18 protein-coding genes are annotated in these 19,467 nt (G+C 66.3%); 11 read left to right on the forward strand and 7 right to left on the reverse strand.

Features of this window, described 5'->3' with window-relative positions; translation table 11 throughout:
• Nucleotides 1–136: 136 nt before the first annotated feature.
• The 4 genes from lipB (at nucleotide 137) to ACVWZ7_RS03515 (ending at nucleotide 3,187) form a co-directional block, all read left to right on the forward strand.
• Entirely contained in the window at nucleotides 137–805 is a 669-nt protein-coding gene (gene lipB, locus ACVWZ7_RS03500; RefSeq protein WP_456506997.1) for a lipoyl(octanoyl) transferase LipB, read from the forward strand.
• Nucleotides 802–1,809: a lipoyl synthase gene (lipA, locus tag ACVWZ7_RS03505; protein ID WP_456506998.1), complete on the forward strand. Its 1,008-nt coding sequence runs from the start codon at nucleotides 802–804 to the stop codon at nucleotides 1,807–1,809. The genes lipB and lipA overlap by 4 nt, the downstream gene beginning before the upstream one ends.
• Before the next feature lie 91 nt (nucleotides 1,810–1,900).
• The gene (locus ACVWZ7_RS03510) at nucleotides 1,901–2,650 is read left to right on the forward strand and encodes a DUF4191 domain-containing protein (protein ID WP_344362124.1); all 750 of its coding nucleotides are present in this window, start codon (nucleotides 1,901–1,903) and stop codon (nucleotides 2,648–2,650) included.
• A 174-nt stretch (nucleotides 2,651–2,824) separates the two neighbouring features.
• Complete coding sequence (locus ACVWZ7_RS03515) at nucleotides 2,825–3,187, forward strand: DUF3817 domain-containing protein (protein ID WP_456506999.1); 363 nt, start codon at nucleotides 2,825–2,827, stop codon at nucleotides 3,185–3,187.
• A 202-nt stretch (nucleotides 3,188–3,389) separates the two neighbouring features.
• Here ACVWZ7_RS03515 and ACVWZ7_RS03520 read toward each other — a convergent pair whose 3' ends face one another.
• Nucleotides 3,390–3,827 (reverse strand): RDD family protein, encoded by a 438-nt coding sequence (locus ACVWZ7_RS03520; RefSeq protein ID WP_456507000.1) that lies wholly within the window; start codon nucleotides 3,825–3,827, stop codon nucleotides 3,390–3,392.
• 283 nt (nucleotides 3,828–4,110) lie between these two features.
• Between ACVWZ7_RS03520 and glnA (ACVWZ7_RS03525) the strand changes: the two genes are divergently transcribed.
• Together glnA (ACVWZ7_RS03525) and ACVWZ7_RS03530 are read left to right on the forward strand one after the other, a co-directional pair.
• Nucleotides 4,111–5,535 (forward strand): type I glutamate--ammonia ligase, encoded by a 1,425-nt coding sequence (glnA, locus tag ACVWZ7_RS03525; protein WP_091255168.1) that lies wholly within the window; start codon nucleotides 4,111–4,113, stop codon nucleotides 5,533–5,535.
• 345 nt (nucleotides 5,536–5,880) lie between these two features.
• A complete protein-coding gene (locus tag ACVWZ7_RS03530; RefSeq protein WP_456507001.1) occupies nucleotides 5,881–6,921 on the forward strand; it encodes a sialate O-acetylesterase in 1,041 nt (346 codons plus the stop codon).
• A gap of 82 nt (nucleotides 6,922–7,003) precedes the next feature.
• Here ACVWZ7_RS03530 and ACVWZ7_RS03535 read toward each other — a convergent pair whose 3' ends face one another.
• From ACVWZ7_RS03535 to glnA (ACVWZ7_RS03550), 4 genes are all read right to left on the reverse strand, one after another.
• Nucleotides 7,004–7,519, reverse strand: coding sequence for a GNAT family N-acetyltransferase (locus ACVWZ7_RS03535; RefSeq protein ID WP_456507002.1), 516 nt, complete (start codon nucleotides 7,517–7,519; stop codon nucleotides 7,004–7,006).
• Nucleotides 7,520–7,580: 61 nt separating this feature from the next.
• Entirely contained in the window at nucleotides 7,581–7,997 is a 417-nt protein-coding gene (locus ACVWZ7_RS03540; RefSeq protein ID WP_456507003.1) for a VOC family protein, read from the reverse strand.
• Nucleotides 7,998–8,072: 75 nt separating this feature from the next.
• Nucleotides 8,073–11,084 carry a bifunctional [glutamine synthetase] adenylyltransferase/[glutamine synthetase]-adenylyl-L-tyrosine phosphorylase gene (locus ACVWZ7_RS03545; RefSeq protein ID WP_456507004.1) on the reverse strand — a complete coding sequence of 1,004 codons (3,012 nt, stop codon included), beginning with the start codon at nucleotides 11,082–11,084 and terminating at the stop codon, nucleotides 8,073–8,075.
• 9 nt (nucleotides 11,085–11,093) lie between these two features.
• A complete protein-coding gene (gene glnA / locus ACVWZ7_RS03550; RefSeq protein ID WP_018772372.1) occupies nucleotides 11,094–12,434 on the reverse strand; it encodes a type I glutamate--ammonia ligase in 1,341 nt (446 codons plus the stop codon).
• 263 nt (nucleotides 12,435–12,697) lie between these two features.
• Here glnA (ACVWZ7_RS03550) and panB point away from each other — a divergent pair, with 263 nt between their 5' ends.
• The 3 genes from panB (at nucleotide 12,698) to ACVWZ7_RS03565 (ending at nucleotide 15,021) form a co-directional block, all read left to right on the forward strand.
• Nucleotides 12,698–13,624: a 3-methyl-2-oxobutanoate hydroxymethyltransferase gene (panB, locus tag ACVWZ7_RS03555; RefSeq protein ID WP_456507005.1), complete on the forward strand. Its 927-nt coding sequence runs from the start codon at nucleotides 12,698–12,700 to the stop codon at nucleotides 13,622–13,624.
• A gap of 190 nt (nucleotides 13,625–13,814) precedes the next feature.
• On the forward strand, nucleotides 13,815–14,204 hold the full coding sequence (locus ACVWZ7_RS03560) for a PLDc N-terminal domain-containing protein (protein ID WP_456507006.1): 390 nt from the start codon (nucleotides 13,815–13,817) through the stop codon (nucleotides 14,202–14,204).
• A 58-nt stretch (nucleotides 14,205–14,262) separates the two neighbouring features.
• On the forward strand, nucleotides 14,263–15,021 hold the full coding sequence (locus ACVWZ7_RS03565) for an MBL fold metallo-hydrolase (protein ID WP_456507007.1): 759 nt from the start codon (nucleotides 14,263–14,265) through the stop codon (nucleotides 15,019–15,021).
• 36 nt (nucleotides 15,022–15,057) lie between these two features.
• On the opposite strand, the gene ACVWZ7_RS03570 is transcribed toward ACVWZ7_RS03565, so the two are convergent.
• Nucleotides 15,058–17,091: an alkaline phosphatase family protein gene (locus ACVWZ7_RS03570; protein WP_456507008.1), complete on the reverse strand. Its 2,034-nt coding sequence runs from the start codon at nucleotides 17,089–17,091 to the stop codon at nucleotides 15,058–15,060.
• A gap of 190 nt (nucleotides 17,092–17,281) precedes the next feature.
• The gene (locus ACVWZ7_RS03575) at nucleotides 17,282–17,446 is read right to left on the reverse strand and encodes an SPOR domain-containing protein (protein ID WP_116767494.1); all 165 of its coding nucleotides are present in this window, start codon (nucleotides 17,444–17,446) and stop codon (nucleotides 17,282–17,284) included.
• A 118-nt stretch (nucleotides 17,447–17,564) separates the two neighbouring features.
• Between ACVWZ7_RS03575 and map the strand changes: the two genes are divergently transcribed.
• Both map and ppgK read left to right on the forward strand, forming a co-directional pair.
• A complete protein-coding gene (gene map, locus ACVWZ7_RS03580; protein ID WP_456507009.1) occupies nucleotides 17,565–18,443 on the forward strand; it encodes a type I methionyl aminopeptidase in 879 nt (292 codons plus the stop codon).
• Nucleotides 18,444–18,537: 94 nt separating this feature from the next.
• On the forward strand, nucleotides 18,538–19,341 hold the full coding sequence (gene ppgK, locus ACVWZ7_RS03585) for a polyphosphate--glucose phosphotransferase (RefSeq protein WP_116767496.1): 804 nt from the start codon (nucleotides 18,538–18,540) through the stop codon (nucleotides 19,339–19,341).
• Nucleotides 19,342–19,467: the final 126 nt, after the last annotated feature.

The following is a 19,467-nucleotide window of genomic DNA, read 5'->3' on the forward strand; positions in this document are numbered from 1 at the left end:
GGACTTCCGGCCATTGCGGAATCTTCCATACCCAAGGAATAGCCGATCCGGCGGAATGCCGCAGAAGTTATCCACAGGCATGAGAGCTTAAGCACACAATCGGGAACGACGCCGGGCGGGGTCTAAGCTTGATGCCATGACTCTTGAGTTCAACCAGCTGGGTCTCGCCCCGGACTTCATCGATTACACCCGCGGCTGGGAGATCCAGCGCGAACTGCACGAAAAAGTCCTCGCCGGCACCGCTCCCAGCACCGTACTGCTGCTCGAACACTCGGCCGTTTATACCGCCGGCAAGCGCACCGAAGACCATGAACGGCCCTTTGACGGGACTCCCGTTGTGGCGGTGGACCGCGGCGGCAAGCTTACTTGGCATGGCCCGGGCCAGCTGGTGGGCTACCCGATCATCAAGCTGAAGAACAAGGCCGGCATCCGCGACTACGTGGAGCGCTTGGAAGCGGTGATCATTGCAGTCCTGGCGGACTACGGCATCGAGGCCGTTCGCATCAAGGGCCGCGCCGGTGTCTGGATCGAGCAGGACGCGAAGGGCCCGGACCGCAAAATCGCAGCCATCGGCATCCGCGTCTCCGAGGGCGTCACCATGCACGGCTTCGCGATCAACTGCAATAACGATCTCGCGCCCTACGGCCAGATCATCGCCTGTGGCATCACCGACGCCGGAGTCACCACGGTCGCCCAGGAAACCGGCAGGGACGTCACCCCGGCGGACCTCGTGTCGCGGATCATCGAAGAACTGCGCAACAATGAAGAAGCCCTAGTTGCAACCCCAGAAGGAGCTCTACTGTGACACTGGCACCAGAAGGCCGGAAGATGCTGCGCATTGAGCAGCGCAATGCGGCCACACCGGTGGAGCGTAAGCCGGAATGGATCAAGGCCAAGGTCCAGATGGGCCCCGAGTTCGTCCAGCTCAAGAACCTCGTCAAGAAGGAAGGCCTCCACACGGTGTGTGAAGAGGCCGGCTGCCCCAACATCTTCGAATGCTGGGAAGACAAGGAAGCCACCTTCCTGATCGGCGGCTCCGAATGCACGCGCCGCTGCGACTTCTGCCAGATCGACACCGGCAAGCCCTCCCCGGTGGACGTCTTCGAGCCCACCAAGGTGGCCCGCTCGGTGCAGTCCATGGCCCTGCGCTATGCCACCGTGACCGGGGTGGCCCGCGATGACCTCGCCGACGAGGGCGTCTGGCTCTACGCCGAGACGGTCCGCAAGATCCACGAGCTGAACCCGGGCACCGGCGTCGAACTGCTGATCCCGGACTTCTCCGGCAAGCCCGAGCACATCGCGGCGATCTGCGACTCCAAGCCCGAGGTCTTCGCCCACAACGTCGAAACCGTGCCGCGGATCTTCAAGCGGATCCGTCCCGCGTTCCGCTACGAGCGGTCCCTGGACGTCATCACCCAGGGCCGCAAGCTGGGCATGGTGACCAAGTCCAACCTGATCCTGGGCATGGGCGAGACCCGCGACGAGATTTCCGAGGCCCTGCGGGACCTGCACGAGGCCGGCTGCGACCTCATCACGATCACCCAGTACCTGCGCCCGTCCGAACGGCACCTGCCGGTGGACCGCTGGGTCAAGCCGCAGGAATTCGTGGACCTGCAGCAGGAAGCGGACGAGATCGGCTTCCTGGGCGTCATGTCCGGACCCCTGGTGCGCTCCTCCTACCGCGCCGGCCGGCTCTGGGCCACCGCGATGCGCAAGAAAGGCTGGGAAATCCCGGCCCAACTCGCCCACATCGAAAGCTCCGGCAGCACCCGCCAGGAAGCCAGCTCCATCCTCGCCGCGCATTCCTGAATCCTGTTCTAGAACCCTTCCACTTAGGGGCCGGCACCGGATGATTCCGGCGTCCGGCCCTTAGCCATGAATCACGTAGAATTAAGGCACTATGGCGAATTCCCCTGACTCCAGCAGCTCCAGCCCGGCTTCCGATGCTCCGAAGCGCGGTCTTTTCTCCCGCAAGCCCAAGGAAGCAAAGGCCAAGAAGCCGAGCCGGCTGAAGCAGATCGGCGAGGTCTTCCAGATGACGCGCCGCCACGATCCCATGGTTCCGTGGCTCATGCTGCTGGCGTTCCTGGGCGTTGTCGCCGCCAGCCTCCTGGTCGGCTTCCTGCTCGATAACTGGATCACCGGCCTGATCATCGGCATCGCGCTGGGCGCCATTGCCGCAACCTTGATCCTGTCCCGCCGCGCCGAGCGCGCCGCGTTCGCGCAGATCGAGGGCCAGCCGGGCGCCTCAGGTGCCGCGCTGGGCACGCTCAAGCGCGGCTGGATCACCGAGGATCAGCCCGTTGCTGTCAACCCCCGCACACAGGACGCCGTCTTCCGCGCCATCGGCCGTCCCGGCGTCGTGCTTGTCAGTGAAGGTCCCAGCAACCGGGTCAAGCCGCTGGTCGACGCCGAACGCAAGCGGCTCTCACGCATCCTGCCCAACGTCACAATCCACGTGATCGAAAGTGGCCGCGGCGAGGGCCAGGTGCCGCTCAGCCAGCTCGCCAAGAAGATGAACAAGCTCAAGGGCGAACTGACAAAGACCGAGATCAGTGCCGTGTCCAAGCGTATTTCCTCGCTCGGCGGTCGCCTCCCCATCCCGAAGGGCATCGATCCCTACAAGGCCCGCCCGACCCGCGGACGCTAGGCCCTGCCCGCAGCCTCATAGGCAGCACTGCACGCCGGCTGTACAGGATCGCCCCGGTTCGCGCCCCCTTCAGGCTGCCAGCCGGGGCTTTTCCATGACCGCCCGACGGCGACCGGCCACGACGCCCGCAACACGACCGTCAGCACCAAGAACTTCAGGATCCAGGAGACCCGCATGAAACTTCCATCGACCGCCGCCATGATCCGCGTTTTCCGGTGGCTGGCGATTGCCGAAGCGTTCAGCTGGGCCGCACTGCTGACGGGCATGGTCCTCAAGTGGGTGACGCGGACGACGGAACTGGGCGTGGAGGTTGCTGGTCCGATCCACGGGGCGTTCTTCATCGGCTATGCCATCGCGGTGTTGAGTCTGTGGGCGATGCTTCGCTGGCCGTTCAAGGTTGCCGTGCTCGCGGGCGTCTCCGCCGTCTTCCCGTTCGCGACGGTCTGGTTTGAACGCTGGGCCGGGCGCCGCGGCCACCTGGGTGAGCAGGTCGGCCAGGCTGCGCGGACGCCGGCCCAGGAGACGGCGGGCGTCTAGTTCCGCCCGGGACCTCGGGTTCTGTGCGCCCTGGCAACACCGCTGCGCCCATCTGACGCATATGGCCGCTATCCCGGGAAGTTTGACGGCCATTCGTGGAGAACCGCAGCCAAGAGGTAGCGGCCGACCGGCCATACGTCGCAAACGACGAGGGAACGCCCCGCACTGACAGCCTGGGACCGCCGTCGGACGCGGGCAGGAGCTACATCCGGACGAGCACGGTATTCATGGCTTTGTCCTGCAGTCCGCGCTGGTCCGGGTCGAAGATGACGGCCGGAATGACGAGGCACAGCAGAAGTGTGCGCACCAAGGCCGCGAGCGGGCCCGCCGGGCCGCCGCCCAAGCGCAGCACGTGGATGCTTACGATCCGGTGGCCGATGCTGTAGCCGAGGGTGCCGACGAGGAGGATCTGTTCGACGGCAAACACGGCCAGCGTGGCCCAGGAGTCGCCAGCGAAGGCGAAATTGCTGATCAGCAGCGCGATGCCCCAGTCGATGCAGATCGCCAAAATGCGGCGGCCCGCACGGGCGATCGAGCCTGGCCCGGCCTCGGGCAGTCCAAGCCGTTCCCCCGGGTACTTGGAGATGCCGGATGTGTCCGGCCCGCTGAGCCATGAACCGATGTCTTTGCGATCTACCACCGTCCAAGCTTATCGGGTCAGGGCCGTCCACAGTGTGGGCGGCCCTGTGTCACACTATGGAACTGGATAGGTCACACTGTGGACCGGCGACTAGCGTTTACCTGTCAGGGCGTTCTGTAACCTCCCCGAAACAATACGGACACTGCGGGGAAACCCCATGTCCTTAGGGTGGTAACAGTTGCTAGCGGTTCAGAAGCGGGGATGCTTTTTTGCCTTCCCGCTGTTGGACTGCCCTGGACCAATGTGCCTGACGGCCAGATCTTTCATATGCGTAAGGAGCATAATGTTCAAGACTGCGGACGAAGTCCTCAAGTTCATCAAAGACGAAGACATCAAATTCGTCGACATCCGCTTCACCGATCTTCCTGGCGTTCAGCAGCACTTCAACGTGCCCGCCAAGAGCGTTGATGCCGACTTCTTCGTCAATGGCCAGCTCTTCGACGGGTCTTCGATCCGCGGCTTCCAGGGCATCGCCGAGTCTGACATGCAGCTCATCCCGGACGTGACCACGGCATTCCTCGACACGTTCCGCATGGAAAAGACCCTTGCGCTGAACTTCTCGATCGTGAACCCCCGCACTGGCGATCCGTACCACCGCGACCCCCGCGGCGTGGCCGAGAAGGCCGAAGCCTACCTCGCCTCCACCGGCATCGCCGACACCGCCTTCTTCGCCCCCGAGGCCGAGTTCTTCGTGTTCGACAACGTCCAGTACCAGTCCTCCCCGCAGGGCAGCTTCTACAAGATCGACTCCGAGGAAGCCCACTGGAACACCGGCCGTGAGGAAGAGGGCGGCAACCTCGGCTACAAGACCCCGGTCAAGGGCGGCTACTTCCCCGTCTCCCCCACCGACAAGCAGGCCGACCTCCGCGACGCCATGTGTGTTGCGCTGGACGAGGCCGGCCTTGAGGTCGAGCGCAGCCACCACGAGGTCGGTTCCGCCGGCCAGGCTGAAATCAACTACAAGTTCACCACCCTGACCCACGCGGCTGATGACCTGCAGAAGTTCAAGTACGTCATCAAGAACACTGCCGACGCCTGGGGCAAGTCCGTGACCTTCATGCCCAAGCCGGTCTTCGGTGACAACGGCTCGGGCATGCACTGCCACCAGTCGCTGTGGACCGGCGGCGAGCCGCTCTTCTACGACGAGAAGGGCTACGCCGGCCTGTCCGACACCGCCCGCTGGTACATCGGTGGCCTGCTGAAGCACTCCTCCGCAGTGCTCGCCTTCACCAACCCGACGGTTAACTCCTACCGCCGCCTGGTCAAGGGCTTCGAAGCCCCGGTCAACATGGTCTACTCGCAGGGCAACCGCTCCGCCGGTATCCGCATCCCGATCACGGGCTCCAACCCGAAGGCCAAGCGCATCGAGTTCCGCGCTCCGGACCCCTCCTCCAACCCGTACCTGGCATTCGCTGCCCAGCTGATGGCCGGCATTGACGGCATCCGCAACCGGATCGAACCCCCGGCTCCGATCGACAAGGACCTCTACGAGCTCCCCGCCGAAGAAGCCAAGGACATCCCCAAGGCTCCGGGCACCCTCGAGGAAGCCCTGGAGGCACTGGCCGAGGACAACGAGTTCCTGCAGGCCGGCGGCGTCTTCACCCAGGACCTGATCGACACCTGGATCGAGTACAAGTATGAGAACGAGATCCGTCCGCTCTCGCTGCGCCCGAACCCGTACGAGTTCGAGCTCTACTACGGCGTCTAGCCAGATCACAGGGCTAGACAGCGTTTAGCCCGCAAGGGGTCCGCAAGACCCTGGACACATCAAAGGCCGGCACCAGGTTCACCACCTGGGGCCGGCCTTTTGTTGCGTGAGTTCTGCGGCGGTCCACAGTCGGCGTTGCCGGGAGGTTCAAGGAAAGCCGAAGGTTCTTGGGCCACAATGGCCTTCCCGGCTGGCCCGGGTCGCGTCGCTGTTGCCGAACGGTGGCTAGTTGTCGGTGCTGGCCGTCCCTGCCTAGCGTGGGAAGTGAGATCCGTGAAAAGACTTACAACCTGGATTCAAGGACTACTGGTCGGCCTCACAGTTTCTGCCCTTATGCTCGCGGGCGTGACGCCTGCACAGGCAGCGACCAAGGTCACCGTCCTGGATGTGTTCTTAGCTGTCGGGCAGTCAAACATGTCCGGCCGCGGCCTCCCCAGCGGCACCACAGATGATCCGGCGGACCCGAGGATATTCCAGTACGGCGCGAAGCTACGCACATTCCGGAATGCCACTATCCCCTTGGACATGCTCGACGTCGCCAAAGGCATCTCCCCCGCAACGACCTTTGCCCGCGGGTACGTGAAAAACCAGCCCGCCAACGTCGGAGTTCTCATCATCCCCGCGGCGCGCGGCGCCACTGCGTTTACCAACAGCGTGGGAACCCCGACCTGGAATGTAGGCACCGCCTCCGCCCCGGAATTCGACCTCCCCGCGCTGGCAGTTACACAGACCCGCGAAGGGATCGCGGCGGCCGTGGCGGCGGGCTACACCGTGAAGCTCAAGGGCATCCTCTGGCACCAAGGCGAAGGCAACTGGTGGATGTCGACCTCGGCATACAGTGCGAAGCTTGACGAGCTCATAGGGTACTTCCGATCCCAACTGGCCGCCCCTCAACTGCCCTTTGTGGTGGGGGGCCTGGCGCCGGAGGGAATCGCGGCCCAACCGGGTTTGGCCAACGTTGACAAGTCACACAAGGGAACCCCCTCACGCGTCGCTTACACCGCGTTCGCACCGTCCATGGCCGGGGGTGTGAACGACGGTGACGCGTTCCATTTCTCCCGGACCGGCGACGAGTTCCTGGGGAGAACGTACCTCACCGCCTTTTGGCGGGCAGCCAAAATCACCTACGGCCCGGTACCGATCATCACCGGTACCGCGAAGGTGGGTTCCACCCTCACCGCCGTGCCCGGCGCTTGGGCCGTGTCCCCGGTTACCCTGAGCTACCAGTGGTACCACTCCGGGACTGCGGTCGTTGGCGCCACGGCTGCCACCTATGTGGTCCCCTCCGGCGATCTGGGACGGACCATCACCGTCAAGGTCACCGGCGCCAAGACCGGCTACACCACGACCTCCAGGACCTCCGCCGGCACCAAGGGGGCGCAGTAGCATCGTGCGGGGTGCGCACTCCCCAAATCAGCGCTTTCGATCAACTGACGCACCCGGCGTACCGGTCAAGGTGCGCTTCCGGTCAGAACGCCCGGTACATGATGCGTTGCGGGCCGGCGTCGCCGCCGTCGTAGCGGCCGCGGTCCTCGAAGCCGGCCTTGCGGTAGGCGGCGAGGCCGCCGGGGTTCCCTTCGTTGACGGAGAGCACGACGCCGGCCTGGCCGGTTCCGAGGCCGGCCGTCAGTTTGGCTGCCTCCCGCACGGCGGCATCGGCTGCGAGGGTGCCCAGCCCCCGGCCCTGATGTTGCCGGCTAATCAGGAAGCCCCGCAGGAGCCAGACAGAGTCGTCGTCGGGCCAGCCCGCCAGGGTCGCGGCGCCCCGCTGGAGCGTGAGCACGCCCACGGCCGTTCCGTTGACGTCCACGGCGAACGGGTACCGGGACTCTTCTTCCAGTGCAATCAGCATCATCCGCAACGGGTCGCCAACAAATTTTCGCTGGCCTTCGCCGAGTTCCAGCAGCGCGATCTCCCCCAGCTTGACGGCCCGGGCGTCGTCATCGAGGTTCTTGATGGGCAGCAGCCACACGTGTTCAGCCATGTAGCCAGCGTACCCATGCCGGCAGCGCCTGCCGCCTCGAGCGGCTTGCGGCTGAAGTCAGCTACAGTGCGGCGTCCTTCGGCGGGCCGGTCGGATCCATCCAGAAGACCTCCCAGAGGTGGCCGTCCGGGTCCTGGAAGCTGTGCGTGTACATGAAGCCGTAGTCCTGGGCCTCCTCCGATGCCTTGCCTCCGGAGGTCAGCGCCGTCCGGATGACCGCATCCACGGCCTCACGGCTCTCCAAGGAGAAGGACATGATGACCTCGGCGGCGTCCGCCGTGGGGGCCACCGACTTGGAGGTGAAGGTCTTGAAGTAGGACTCGACGAGCAACATCACGTACGCGCCGTCGTTGACGATCATGCAGGTGGCGTTCTCATCGGTGAAGTCCGGGTTGAAGGAGAAACCCAGTGCGGTGAAGAACTCAACGGTCGTATCGAGATTCCGGACGGGGAGGTTCACAAACAGTTGCCTGGCCATCCGCCCAAGGTAGCACCGGGCGGCGGCATGTGTCAGTACGGCGTGTGTCAGTGACCGGCAGGCCGCCGATCGGCGCTACTGACCATAGAAGGTCCGTTCGAAAACCGACCGTGCACGCCGGCTCAGCCGCAGGTAATCCTCTTCGAGCTCCGCGGCGTTGCCTTGCCCATAGCCGCACCACCGTGCCACGGCTTCGAGGTCGCGGCGGGAGGAGGGCAGCAGGTCCGAGGTCCGGCCGGTCCAGATGACATTGGCCGAACGGATCCGACTCGCCAGCCGCCACGCCCGGAGCAAAATCACGACGTCGCCGGCGTCGATCAGGTCCAGCGCCGCGGCCGCTTCAAGGGCCTCCACGGTGGAGGTGGTCCGCAGCTCCGGGTGCTTGCCGGCGTGCCGAAGCTGGAGCAGCTGGGCCAGCCATTCGACGTCGCTCAGGCCGCCGCGGCCCAGCTTCAGGTGCCGGGCCGGGTCGGCGCCGCGCGGCAGGCGCTCCGCCTCGACCCTGGCCTTGACCCGCCGGACCTCCCGCACGTCCTGGTCCGACAACGACTCCGGGTAGCGGATCGGATCGATCAGGGCGATGAAGTCCTCCGCCAGGGCGTCGTCGCCGGCCATCGGGCGCGCCCGCAGCAACGCCTGGGCCTCCCAGACGAGAGACCACCGGCGGTAGTACTCGGCATAGGACTCCAGGGAACGCACCATGGGCCCGCTCTTGCCCTCCGGGCGCAGGTCCGCGTCGACGGACAGCACGCGTTCGGCCAAGATCGCCGGTTTGAGCGGCTGGGTCAGCAAGCTTGAGAGCTTGCCCACGATCTGCGAGGCCTGCGCCTGCGCTTCCTCTTCGGGGACGCCGGGCAATCCCCGGTGTACGTACATGACGTCGGCGTCTGAGCCGTAGCCGATCTCCCGGCCCCCTTGCCGGCCCATCGCCACCACCAGCACGTGCGTCTTGAGCGGTTCCTCGGCAGTGATGATCGTCTCCGCCACGCGCAGCGCCCCCAGGACGGCTGCCCGGTCGGTGTCGGCGAGGGCTTCGCCCACCTGGTCCTGATCCAGCAGTCCGGCACTGTCCGCGATGGCGATGCGGAGGATTTCGCGGCGCCGGATCAGCCGGATCAGCCGCATGGCGCTCTCCGGGTCCGCGTGCCGGGACATCTTCGAGGCGATCTCGAGCCACTGGGATTCGAAGCTAAACGGGACAAGCTCTTTGTCGGTACCGAGCCACGCCACAGACTCCGGCGAGACCTCCAGCAGGTCCGCGATCAACCGGGAGTTGGCGAGCACATGGCAGAGCCGCTCTGCCGCCGCCGTCGAATCGCGGAGCATGCCCAGGTACCAGTGCGTCGTGCCGAGCGCCTCGCTGACGCGCCGGAAGGCGAGCAGACCGCCGTCGGGATCCACGCCGTCGGCGAGCCAGTCCAGCAGGATCGGCAGCAGTTGGCGCTGGAGCGCCGCGCGGCGGCTGACCCCGGCGGTGAGGGCCTCGATGTGCCGCATGGCGCCGCGGGGATCGAGGTAGCCCAGGGCCGCGAGCCGGCCTTGGGCGGCTTCCGGAGTGAGGCGGGCCTCTTCGCTGCTCAGCGTCGCAACCGTGTTGAGCAGGGGGCGGTAGAAGATGCGTTCGTGGAGTTCGCGGACGGAGCGCTTGGTCTTTCGCCACGCGCCTACGAGGGCGTCCGGTTTGGGCCGCTCGGTGGAGAACGGACCCAACACGGCCTTGGCAAGGGAGCGCAGCGACGCTTCATTGACCGGCATGAGGTGGGTCCGGCGCAGCTGGAAGAGCTGGATCCGGTGCTCGAGGAGCCGCAAGTAGCGGTAGTCGCGGTCGAATTCCGCGGCGTCCGAGCGGCCGATGTACCCGCCGGCGGACAGGGCGGCGATGGCGGACGTGGTGTCCCGGCAGCGCAACGATTCATCGGACTTGCCGTGCACAAGCTGCAGAAGCTGCACGGTGAATTCGACGTCGCGCAGTCCCCCGCGGCCCAGCTTGATCTGCCGCTGTTCTTCATCGGCCGGGATGTGCTCGGTGACGCGGCGGCGCATGGCACGGACGGATTCGACAAAGCCTTCCCGGCCGGCCGAGGACCAGATCAACGGCGTCACGGCGGCCTCATAGCGTGCCCCCAGCGCGGCGTCGCCGGCGATGGTCCGGGCCTTCAGCAGGGCCTGGAATTCCCAGCTCTCGGCCCAGCGCGCATAGTAGCTCTCGTGCGAGGCCAGGGTCCGGACCAGTGGGCCGGACTTGCCCTCCGGCCGCAGGTTCGCGTCCACTTCCCACAGCCCTGGTTCGCGGCTCGTGGACATGATCGCCCGCGAAATACCCGAGGCGAGGGCCGTGCCGATCATGGTTGCCCGGACGTCCTCCAAAGTGCCGGAATCGATCACGTAGATGACGTCGACGTCGGAAATATAGTTCAGTTCGCGGGCGCCGCACTTGCCCATGCCGATCACGGCAAGCCCGACGTCGGCGACCTCCTTGGCGTCGAACTTCTCCGCCGCCTCGGCCCGGGACACGGCGAGGGCCGCCTCCAGGGCGGCGCCGGCAAGGTCCGCGAGTTCCGCACCGGCAGCCGGCATGAAATCGAGGGGATCGGCCGCGCACAGGTCCTTGATGGCGAGTTCCACGAGCCCGCGCCGGTATGCCGTCCGCAGGGCGGCGTAGGCTTCCTGCCCGCTGAGGGCCGCCACCGGCCGGGCAGACTTCGGATCCGCCCGCACTGACTGCAGCAGCCGGGCCCGGAGGGCTGCCGGGTCCGCGGCCAGCGGTTCCGGGCTGACACGGGCGGCGAAGGCGTCAAGGTGCTCGGGGTGGCGGATGAGGAATTCGCCCAGCGCCTCGGAGGCACCCAACACCCGGTACAGCGGTTCGCTGGCTTCCGGATCCGCGACGGCGAGCTTGCGCAGCTGCGGGTGCTTCTCGATCAGCCGGACCAGGGACTGCAGGGCCGTGTCCGGGTTAGCCGCCAGCTGCAGCCCGGCAAAGAGGGCGTCCTGGTCGAGCCCCTCCAGTTCCCGGGCTGCCAGGAACCGTTCCCCCTTGTCGAGATCACTGAAGCCGGCGGCTATGAGGCGTCGTGCCAGGCTCACCGGGGCCGCCTACAGAATGCCGAGATTGCGCTGCAGCTCGTAGGGCGTGACCTGGAGGCGGTAGTCCTGCCATTCCGCACGCTTGTTGCGCAGGAAGTGCTCGAAGACCTGCTCGCCGAGGATCTGCGGCATGAGTTCGGAGTCTTCCATGGTCCGGATGGCGTCGTGCAGGCTCGCCGGCAGCGGATCGTGCCCCATGGCGCGGCGCTCGGCCGAGCTCAGCGACCAGATGTCGTCCTCCGCCGCGGCGGGGAGCTGGTAGCCCTCTTCGATGCCCTTGAGGCCGGCGCCGAGGAGCACGGCGTAGGCCAGGTAGGGGTTGGCGGCGGAGTCGATGCCACGGTATTCGATCCGCGCGGACTGGCCCTTGCCGGGCTTGTACAACGGGACGCGGACCAGCGCGGAGCGGTTGTTGTGGCCCCAGCTCAGGTAGCTCGGCGCCTCACCCCCGCCCCACAGCCGCTTGTAGGAGTTCACGAACTGGTTGGTGACGGCCGTGAATTCGGGCGCGTGCTTGAGGATGCCGGCAATGAACTGGCGCGCGGTCTCGGAGAGCTGGAACTCGGAACCGGCCTCGTAAAAGGCGTTCGTGTCGCCTTCGAAGAGCGAGAAGTGTGTGTGCATGCCGGAGCCCGGGTGGGCCGTGAATGGCTTGGGCATGAAGGTGGCATAGGTGCCCTGCTGCAACGCGACTTCCTTGATTACCGTCCGGAACGTCATGATGTTGTCCGCGGTCTGCAGGGCGTCCGCGTAGCGGAGGTCGATCTCGTTCTGGCCCGGGCCGGCCTCGTGATGGCTGAATTCCACCGAGATGCCCACGGATTCGAGCATGGTCACGGCGGTCCGGCGGAAGTCCTGGGCGACGCCGCCCGGGACATGGTCGAAGTACCCGCCCTCATCCACCGGGACGGGAGAGCCATCGGGGCCCGGTTCCTGGGACTTGAGCAGGTAGAACTCGATTTCGGGGTGGGTGTAGCAGGTGAAGCCCATGTCCGCGGCCTTGGCGAGGGTGCGCTTGAGGACGTTGCGCGGATCCGCGGCGGAGGGCTCGCCGTCGGGCGTCAGGATGTCGCAGAACATCCGCGAGGTCGCCTCCGTCTCACCGCGCCAGGGCAGGATCTGGAACGTGGCCGGATCAGGCTGGGCGAGCATGTCCGATTCAAAGACGCGGGCCAGGCCCTCGATCGAGGACCCGTCAAAGCCGAGTCCTTCTTCGAAGGCGCCTTCCACCTCGGCCGGGGCAAGAGCCACGGACTTGAGCGATCCCACGACGTCGGTAAACCACAGACGCACAAACCGCACATCGCGCTCTTCGATCGTCCGCAGGACAAACTCTTGCTGGCGGTCCATACTGGCCTCTTTCCGGTTCTTCCATCCGTGCCCCAGGCCCGCCTTTCATGGGCCCCGCGGCTGCTCACGGTTCACTTTACTAAGCATTGGCACCGATTGCTGAAGCCGGCCCTCCGCGTAACACACCGTTAACACAAAGTCGGAGAATTTCGCGCCTCCCGGCGGGAGTGCGCAGCCGCGGGGGCAGCCCGTGTGACGTGATTCACCGGCGCCGGCCAGCTCCCCGGTAGCTGTGGTGCCCGGTATCCCATTACGCTCGTGGCATGGCCACCAGCAACAGCTCCGATTCCAGCACGCCCGCCGAACTTCCCGCCCCTTACGGCAACGGGCCGACGGCGGCTTCCGCAGGCGCCGCGGCCGGCGTTACCGGAGCACCGGAGGTTTCCCGGAAGCCGGTGGCACGGATCCGCACCCACCATCTGCACGAGGCCAAGGCCAGGGGTGAGCACTTCGCCATGCTCACCGCCTACGACCAGTACACCGCGGAGATCTTTGACCAGGCGGGCATCGAGGTCCTGCTGGTGGGCGATTCGGCCTCCAACAACGTCTTCGGCAACGAGACCAGCCTGCCCGTGACGGTGGACGAGCTCCTGCCGCTGTGCCGGGCCGTGGCCCGCTCCGCGCGGCGCGCCCTGGTGGTCGCAGACCTGCCCTTCGGCAGCTACGAGGTCTCCGCCCAGCAGGCCGTCGCCACCGGCGTGCGGTTCCTTAAGGAGGGACTGGCCCATGCCGTCAAGATCGAAGGCGGGAAGTTCTACGCCGACACCGTCCGCGCCATGGTTCAGGCCGGCATCCCGGTCATGGCCCATATCGGCTTCACCCCGCAGAGCGAGCACGCCCTCGGCGGCTACCGGGTCCAGGGCCGCGGCGATGACGCCGCACGCCTGATCGAGGACGCCGTCGCGCTGGCCGACGCCGGCGCGTTCTGCGTGCTCATGGAAATGGTCCCCGCCGCCACGGCGGCCGCCGTCGACGCCGCCGTCGACGTCCCCACGGTCGGCATCGGGGCCGGCAACGCCACCACGGGACAGGTTTTGGTCTGGCAGGACATGGCGGGCCTGCGCGGCGGAAAGATGGCGAAATTCGTCAAGCAGTACGCCGACCTGCGGACCTCGCTCACCAACGCCGCCAAGGCGTACGGCGAGGACGTGCGCTCCGGCCATTTCCCCGGCCCGGAGCACTCCTTCTAGGCAGCTGCAGGCCCTTCTAGGGGGCTGCAGGCGACACCTCATCCTTCGCAGGTGATGTGTCGCGTCCCCACTCCGGGCAGGCTGACCATTGAGGTCTGCATCAGACCTCAGTGGATGTTCCGCCGTTCCAGCCGTATTCGTGCTGGAAGCGCTGAGTCAGGCTGTGGCGGACACGATGGGAGGAGTATCGATGGGCACCACTAGCTTCTGGGACATCTTGGTGTGGAGTTTCTGGTTCTTCATCTGGATCGCCGCATTGACGGTGTATTTCCGCTGCTTGTTTGACATGTTCAGCGACCACACGCTCAGTGGCTGGGCCAAGGCCGGCTGGGCGCTATTGATGATCTTCTTGCCCTGGCTCGGCGCCTTCATTTACCTGATCGCCCGGGGCCGCAGCATGGCCGAGCGGCAGATGGCCCGAGTGGCCCAGCAGCAGGCCGCCCAACAGGAGTACATCAAGCAGGCCGCAGGCACGACATCCACTCCGGCCGCTCAGATCGCCGACGCCAAGGCGCTGCTCGATTCCGGAGCCATCAGCCAGACCGAGTTTGATTCGCTCAAGGCAAAAGCCATGGCCTGAGGCGACCTGACCTCGCCTGACCTGAGAACGCGCTACACCGGGGTGGGGGCCGATCCGTGTGAGAATCACCTGGCTTGGTCACTCCTCGGTGGTTCTGGATCTCGACGGAGTTCGGGTCCTGACCGATCCGTTACTCCGCCCTCATGCCGGGTTGTTACGACGCCTGGCACCGCGGCCGGACCCGGCGTCATGGAGTCACCCGGACGTGGTGCTGGTCTCGCACCTGCACCACGACCACGCGGAACTGCGCTCCCTCCGCATGCTGCGCGGGGCAACGTTGATGAGCGCCCCGGCGAATGTCGCCTGGCTGCGTCGCCGCGGGCTGCTGGGCACCGCTCCCCTGGGGGACGGCTGGACCCCGGCAGGCGGCGGGGTCCAGATTCGCCAAGTGCCCGCCGAGCACCGCAGTCGTCCCATGCCGCATCGGCCCAACGACGCCAACGGCCACCTGGTTCGAGGCCCATCGGGCGCTGTCTGGATTGCCGGTGACACCGGGCTGTATCCGGAGATGGCCGCAATGTCTGCCATGGCGGGAGGGCCGATCGACGTCGCCTTGGTGCCGGTCTGGGGGTGGGGACCGAGACTCTCGGCGGGACACCTGTCTCCGGAGACTGCCGCCCGGGCCGTCGCGATGTGCGGCGCGCGATACGCCGTACCGGTGCACTGGGGAACGCTGCACGCTCCGTTGATCGCACACTTTGCCCGGAACTGGCTCGAGCAGCCCGGGATCCGGTTTGCGGCCGCCGTGGCGGAACAGGCTCCCGCCTGCACAGCAGTGGTCCTCGCCCCCGGCCAGTCCTGGGTGGCGCCCGCGTGAGCCCAGCGCCTTGAACCGGTCCCTCAACCCGGCCCCTCAATCGCGGGACGCCGTCGTGGCACGCTGACCACAGGACTCGAGCATCGCCACCAGCAACCGATGGAGTTCATCGGCACCCTCTATCCGCTCCGGCAACGCCGCCATGAGATCGGCCGGGCCGAGCAGCACGGCCCGGTCCTGCCAACCGCCGAGGCCCCCGTGGGATCCGACGAGTCCTTCGAACGCCGAGACGTCGTCGGTCACGGGGCTGATCGTGCTGTTGACGTAGAGATCCGGTGCCTCGGGATGCAACAACGCACGTCGGAGCACCCGCGCCGCGTGCGGCCGGAAGGCGGTCAGCGGATCGGTGCCCTGCACCACGCCGCCGGCCAGGTTGAGGCGCCCGCCGCTACCGATCGCCCATGACCGGCCGTCTTCATCGACGCCGGCGACGAACCCGACGCCGGGATGGCCCGCCAGGCCGGGGATTAGGGCCGGCCACCGACTCTCGAGGGCCTCGAGAGTCCATCGCCTTTCACCCCGGACGTAGACCAGGCCCAGATTTCCCGAGCCCAACACCACAACCGGCTCCTCTGCAGCGTCGCCCGGCGCCGAAGTCTGCTGTGCCTTGGTCAGAACCTCGTCGGCGCGGCCGGCGAGCTTCCCGGTCATCCCCCCGGCCCCGATGTCGCCGGCGATGGAGTCCGCTCGCCCCAGCCCTTCGACCGAAGCGTCCACGTTCTGGACGTGGGCGTGAATGAGGTCCGCACACAGATCACCGAGTGACTGGCCGTAACGGTCGGCGAACGGGGTGCCCTGGGACTGGCCGTGGTCCGAGAGCACGACCAGCCGGTAGTGGCGGGGAGCGGACCCGGCGAGCTGGGCCAACCATCCCAGCGTGCGGTCCAACCCATCCAGGGCGGCGAGCGATTCGGGCCGGAACATGCCGGCGTGGTGGGCGATCTCGTCGTAGTCGACGTAGTCGACATAGATGCTCCTCGTGCCCCTCCGCAGCTCCTCTGCCACCAACGCCGTGTTCAGGTCACGCAACAGACCGTTGGTGACTGCCCGCAGCAGGGCGAAGGTCCAGTCCCGATGCACTCGCGGGTCAAGGTCACGCTTGACCTGTCGCCGGGCCTGCCAACGCTCCTTGAGAATCTCCCCGACAGTCCGTGTGAAGCTGCGCATGAACCCGCTCGGCGAGGCGAAAAACCAGGCGAACGCCCGGCGGGTCTGGGTGGAGCCGCGTCCGACCTCTACCCGGCTCATCGTCAATAACGATCGGGGGGCGTCCCCGGTGAACAGGTTCGAAATGGAGACGCCGTCGTCATAGAGCAGGCCCTTGCCGGTGCTGTGCCTCTCCTCGATCACCCGGGCGTCTGCCGGGCGGTTGGCCACCAAGACCCGGTTAAGCTCACGGTCGTACCACCGGAAGGCGGGGATCCCCTCCACGGTGCCGTGCAGAATTCCCAGCTGGCTGGCCGGCGTAGTGCACGGCAGCTGGGGCGTCCATTCGCGGAGCTGGTAATCCCCCGTCGCCAGCCAGCGCCGGATATTGGGCACCGCCCCGGACTGGACCGCCCACTGGAGCACCGGGAAGGGAACACCGTCGAGTTGCACGAACAAGATGCCGTCAACCTCCGGATCGGGGACGGTTTCCTGCCGGCGTGCTCTGCCGGCCAACGAGCTGATCAGGCCGTCGTCAGTACCGGCCGTGGTAGCCCACGAGATGATCGTGCCCACCGCCGCGCTGATCCACGTTGCGGCCAGGGCGGTCCATGCGGTCGACTCGATGCCGGGAACCAGTCGGATAGCGACGTACATGATCAGGGCCTGGCCGACCAGCGCGGTAAGCAGCACCGCCAGCCAGCCCACCCGGGCGGAGATCTCCACCAAGGCTGGGCGGAGCACCAGGCCGACGATGCCGGCCACTGCTGCCACGGCGGCATAGGCCCACCAACTGCTTGCAGAGAACCCCGGCAGCAGCGCGCCGGTGACGATCAAGGCTACAGTCGAACCGCCCCAGGCGACGGCCAGCCTCGCCAGGTCGGCGATTCGGACGCCGCGGGCGCGGATGTCGCGCGTCGGCATTGTCCCAGTATCGCCGGACGGGCCTGTCCGGCACTCACCCTCACAGGGTGAGAATGACGGTGAGAAAGATCAGTCCGCCAGCCGAGTCGTCCGGCCAGCGATTGCCGCAGGAGGCTCCCGGCGACACGACACGACGGGAGGCGGCCGCGGAGACGGCAGTGCTCGGCTGCCGCGCACTCGCCGGGACGGGCTAGTCGTCCTCGCCTTTGTCCCACGCCTCGTTGCGCGCTTTGACCTTTTCGAGCGCGTGTTCGGCTTCCTCACGGGTCTTGTACGGTCCGATCAACTGGCTCCAGTCGGACATCGCGTCTTCCTCGATCTCGTGAGTGTTGACGTTGTACCAGTATTCGGGCATTGGTGCTCCTTCGTGCCCCCGGAGAGTGTCCGGGTCGCGCTTTGCGGGCCCTATGTTTGGGGCTCTATTTTCAGGGCATGTTTTCCGGGCTTCGCCCGACGGCTTATATGATCAATCTATGCCTTCTCTAGCCTCAACTGCACCCATCGGCACGCTTGTCCCGGGGACAGTGAGCCCGCAACTTCCAGTACCGCCGTCCATCCCGCGTCCGGAGTATGTGGGCAAACCGGCTCCTGCAAAGTTCACGGGATCCGAGGTCAAGTCGCAGGAGACCATCGAGAAGATCCGGATCGCCGCCAAAATCGCGGCACAGGCCATCGTGGAGGTCGGCAAACACATCGCCCCCGGCGTCACCACCGACCAGCTCGACCGGGTGGGCCACGAGTTCCTCCTGGACCACAAGGCGTATCCCTCCACCCTCGGCTACCGGGGCTTTCCGAAGTCACTATGCTCCTCGCTCAATGAGGTCATCTGCCACGGGATCCCCGACAGCACGGTGGTCCAGGACGGCGACATCCTGAATATCGACATCACGGCGTTCATCGGCGGTGTGCACGGCGACACCAACTACACCTTCGTGGTCGGCGATGTCGACGAGGAATCCCGCCTCCTCGTCGAGCGCACCCAGGAATCGCTGAACCGCGCTATCCGGGCAGTAGCCCCGGGACGCGAAATCAACGTGATCGGCCGGACCATCGAGTCCTACGCAAAACGCTTCGGCTACGGCGTGGTCCGCGACTTCACCGGACACGGCGTCGGCGAGGCTTTCCACACGGGGCTGATCATTCCGCACTACGATGCCGCCCCCGCATACAACACCGTCATGGAAACGGGTATGGTGTTCACGATCGAGCCGATGCTGACCCTGGGCACCGTTGACTGGGACATGTGGGCCGACGACTGGACTGTTGTGACCCGCGACCACAAGCGCACCGCACAGTTCGAGCACACCCTGCTCGTCACGGAGTCCGGCGCCGAGATCCTCACATTGCCCTGACCCTGCTCCACACGGCACTTCCCGGAAGATCCACATCTTCACCCGCCGGCCCTGGCCGGTCCCCTAGCCCGCCCCTGCCACGAACGGAATGATATTGGCCAAGAAGGACGAGAAGTCGAAGAAGAACGCCCCCCTGATCGGCATTGACATCGGCGGGACCGGTATCAAGGGCGGGATCGTGGACCTGAAGAAGGGCAAACTGATCGGCGACCGCGTGCGCTTCCCCACGCCGCAGCCCTCCACCCCCGAGTCCGTGGCCGAAGTCGTCGCGCAGGTCGTCGCGGAGCTCACCGCCCGTCCCGACGCGCCCGACGCCAGCAGCCCCGTGGGCGTCACCTTCCCGGGCATCATCCAGCACGGTGTGGTTCACTCGGCCGCGAATGTGGACAAGTCGTGGCTGGAGGCCGACATCGACGCCATGCTCACGGCGCGTCTCGGGCGCCCCGTCGAGGTCATCAACGACGCCGACGCCGCCGGCCTCGCCGAGGCCCGCTTCGGTGCCGGCGAAGGGGTCGCCGGCACCGTGCTGGTGATCACTCTGGGCACCGGCATCGGTTCGGCCTTCATCTTCGACGGCAAGCTGGTTCCCAACGCCGAACTCGGTCACCTGGAGATCGACGGCTTTGACGCCGAGACCAAGGCATCCGCCGTGGCCCGTGAGCGTGACGGCCTCAGCTGGGAACAGTACAGCGTGCTGCTGCAGCGCTACTTCTCCCACGTGGAGTTCTTGTTCTCCCCCGAGCTCTTCATCGTCGGCGGCGGCATCTCCAAGCGTGCCGACGAGTATCTGCCGCACATGAAGCTGCGCACGCCGATCGTCCCGGCCGAGTTGAAGAATGACGCGGGCATCGTGGGCGCAGCCATCGAGATTGCGCTGAAGCACAAGCTCGCCAAGTAGCACATCGCCGGATAGCCAAAATGAGCTATCACTCCGGGTCGTTCTGAACGCTGGGAACGACCCGTAGTGATAGCTCATTTTTGGTGGAGCCGGTGGTGGCTGCGGCTTCCCCTCCGCTGCCACCAC

The sequence above is a fragment of the Arthrobacter sp. TE12232 genome (genome assembly GCF_054062615.1).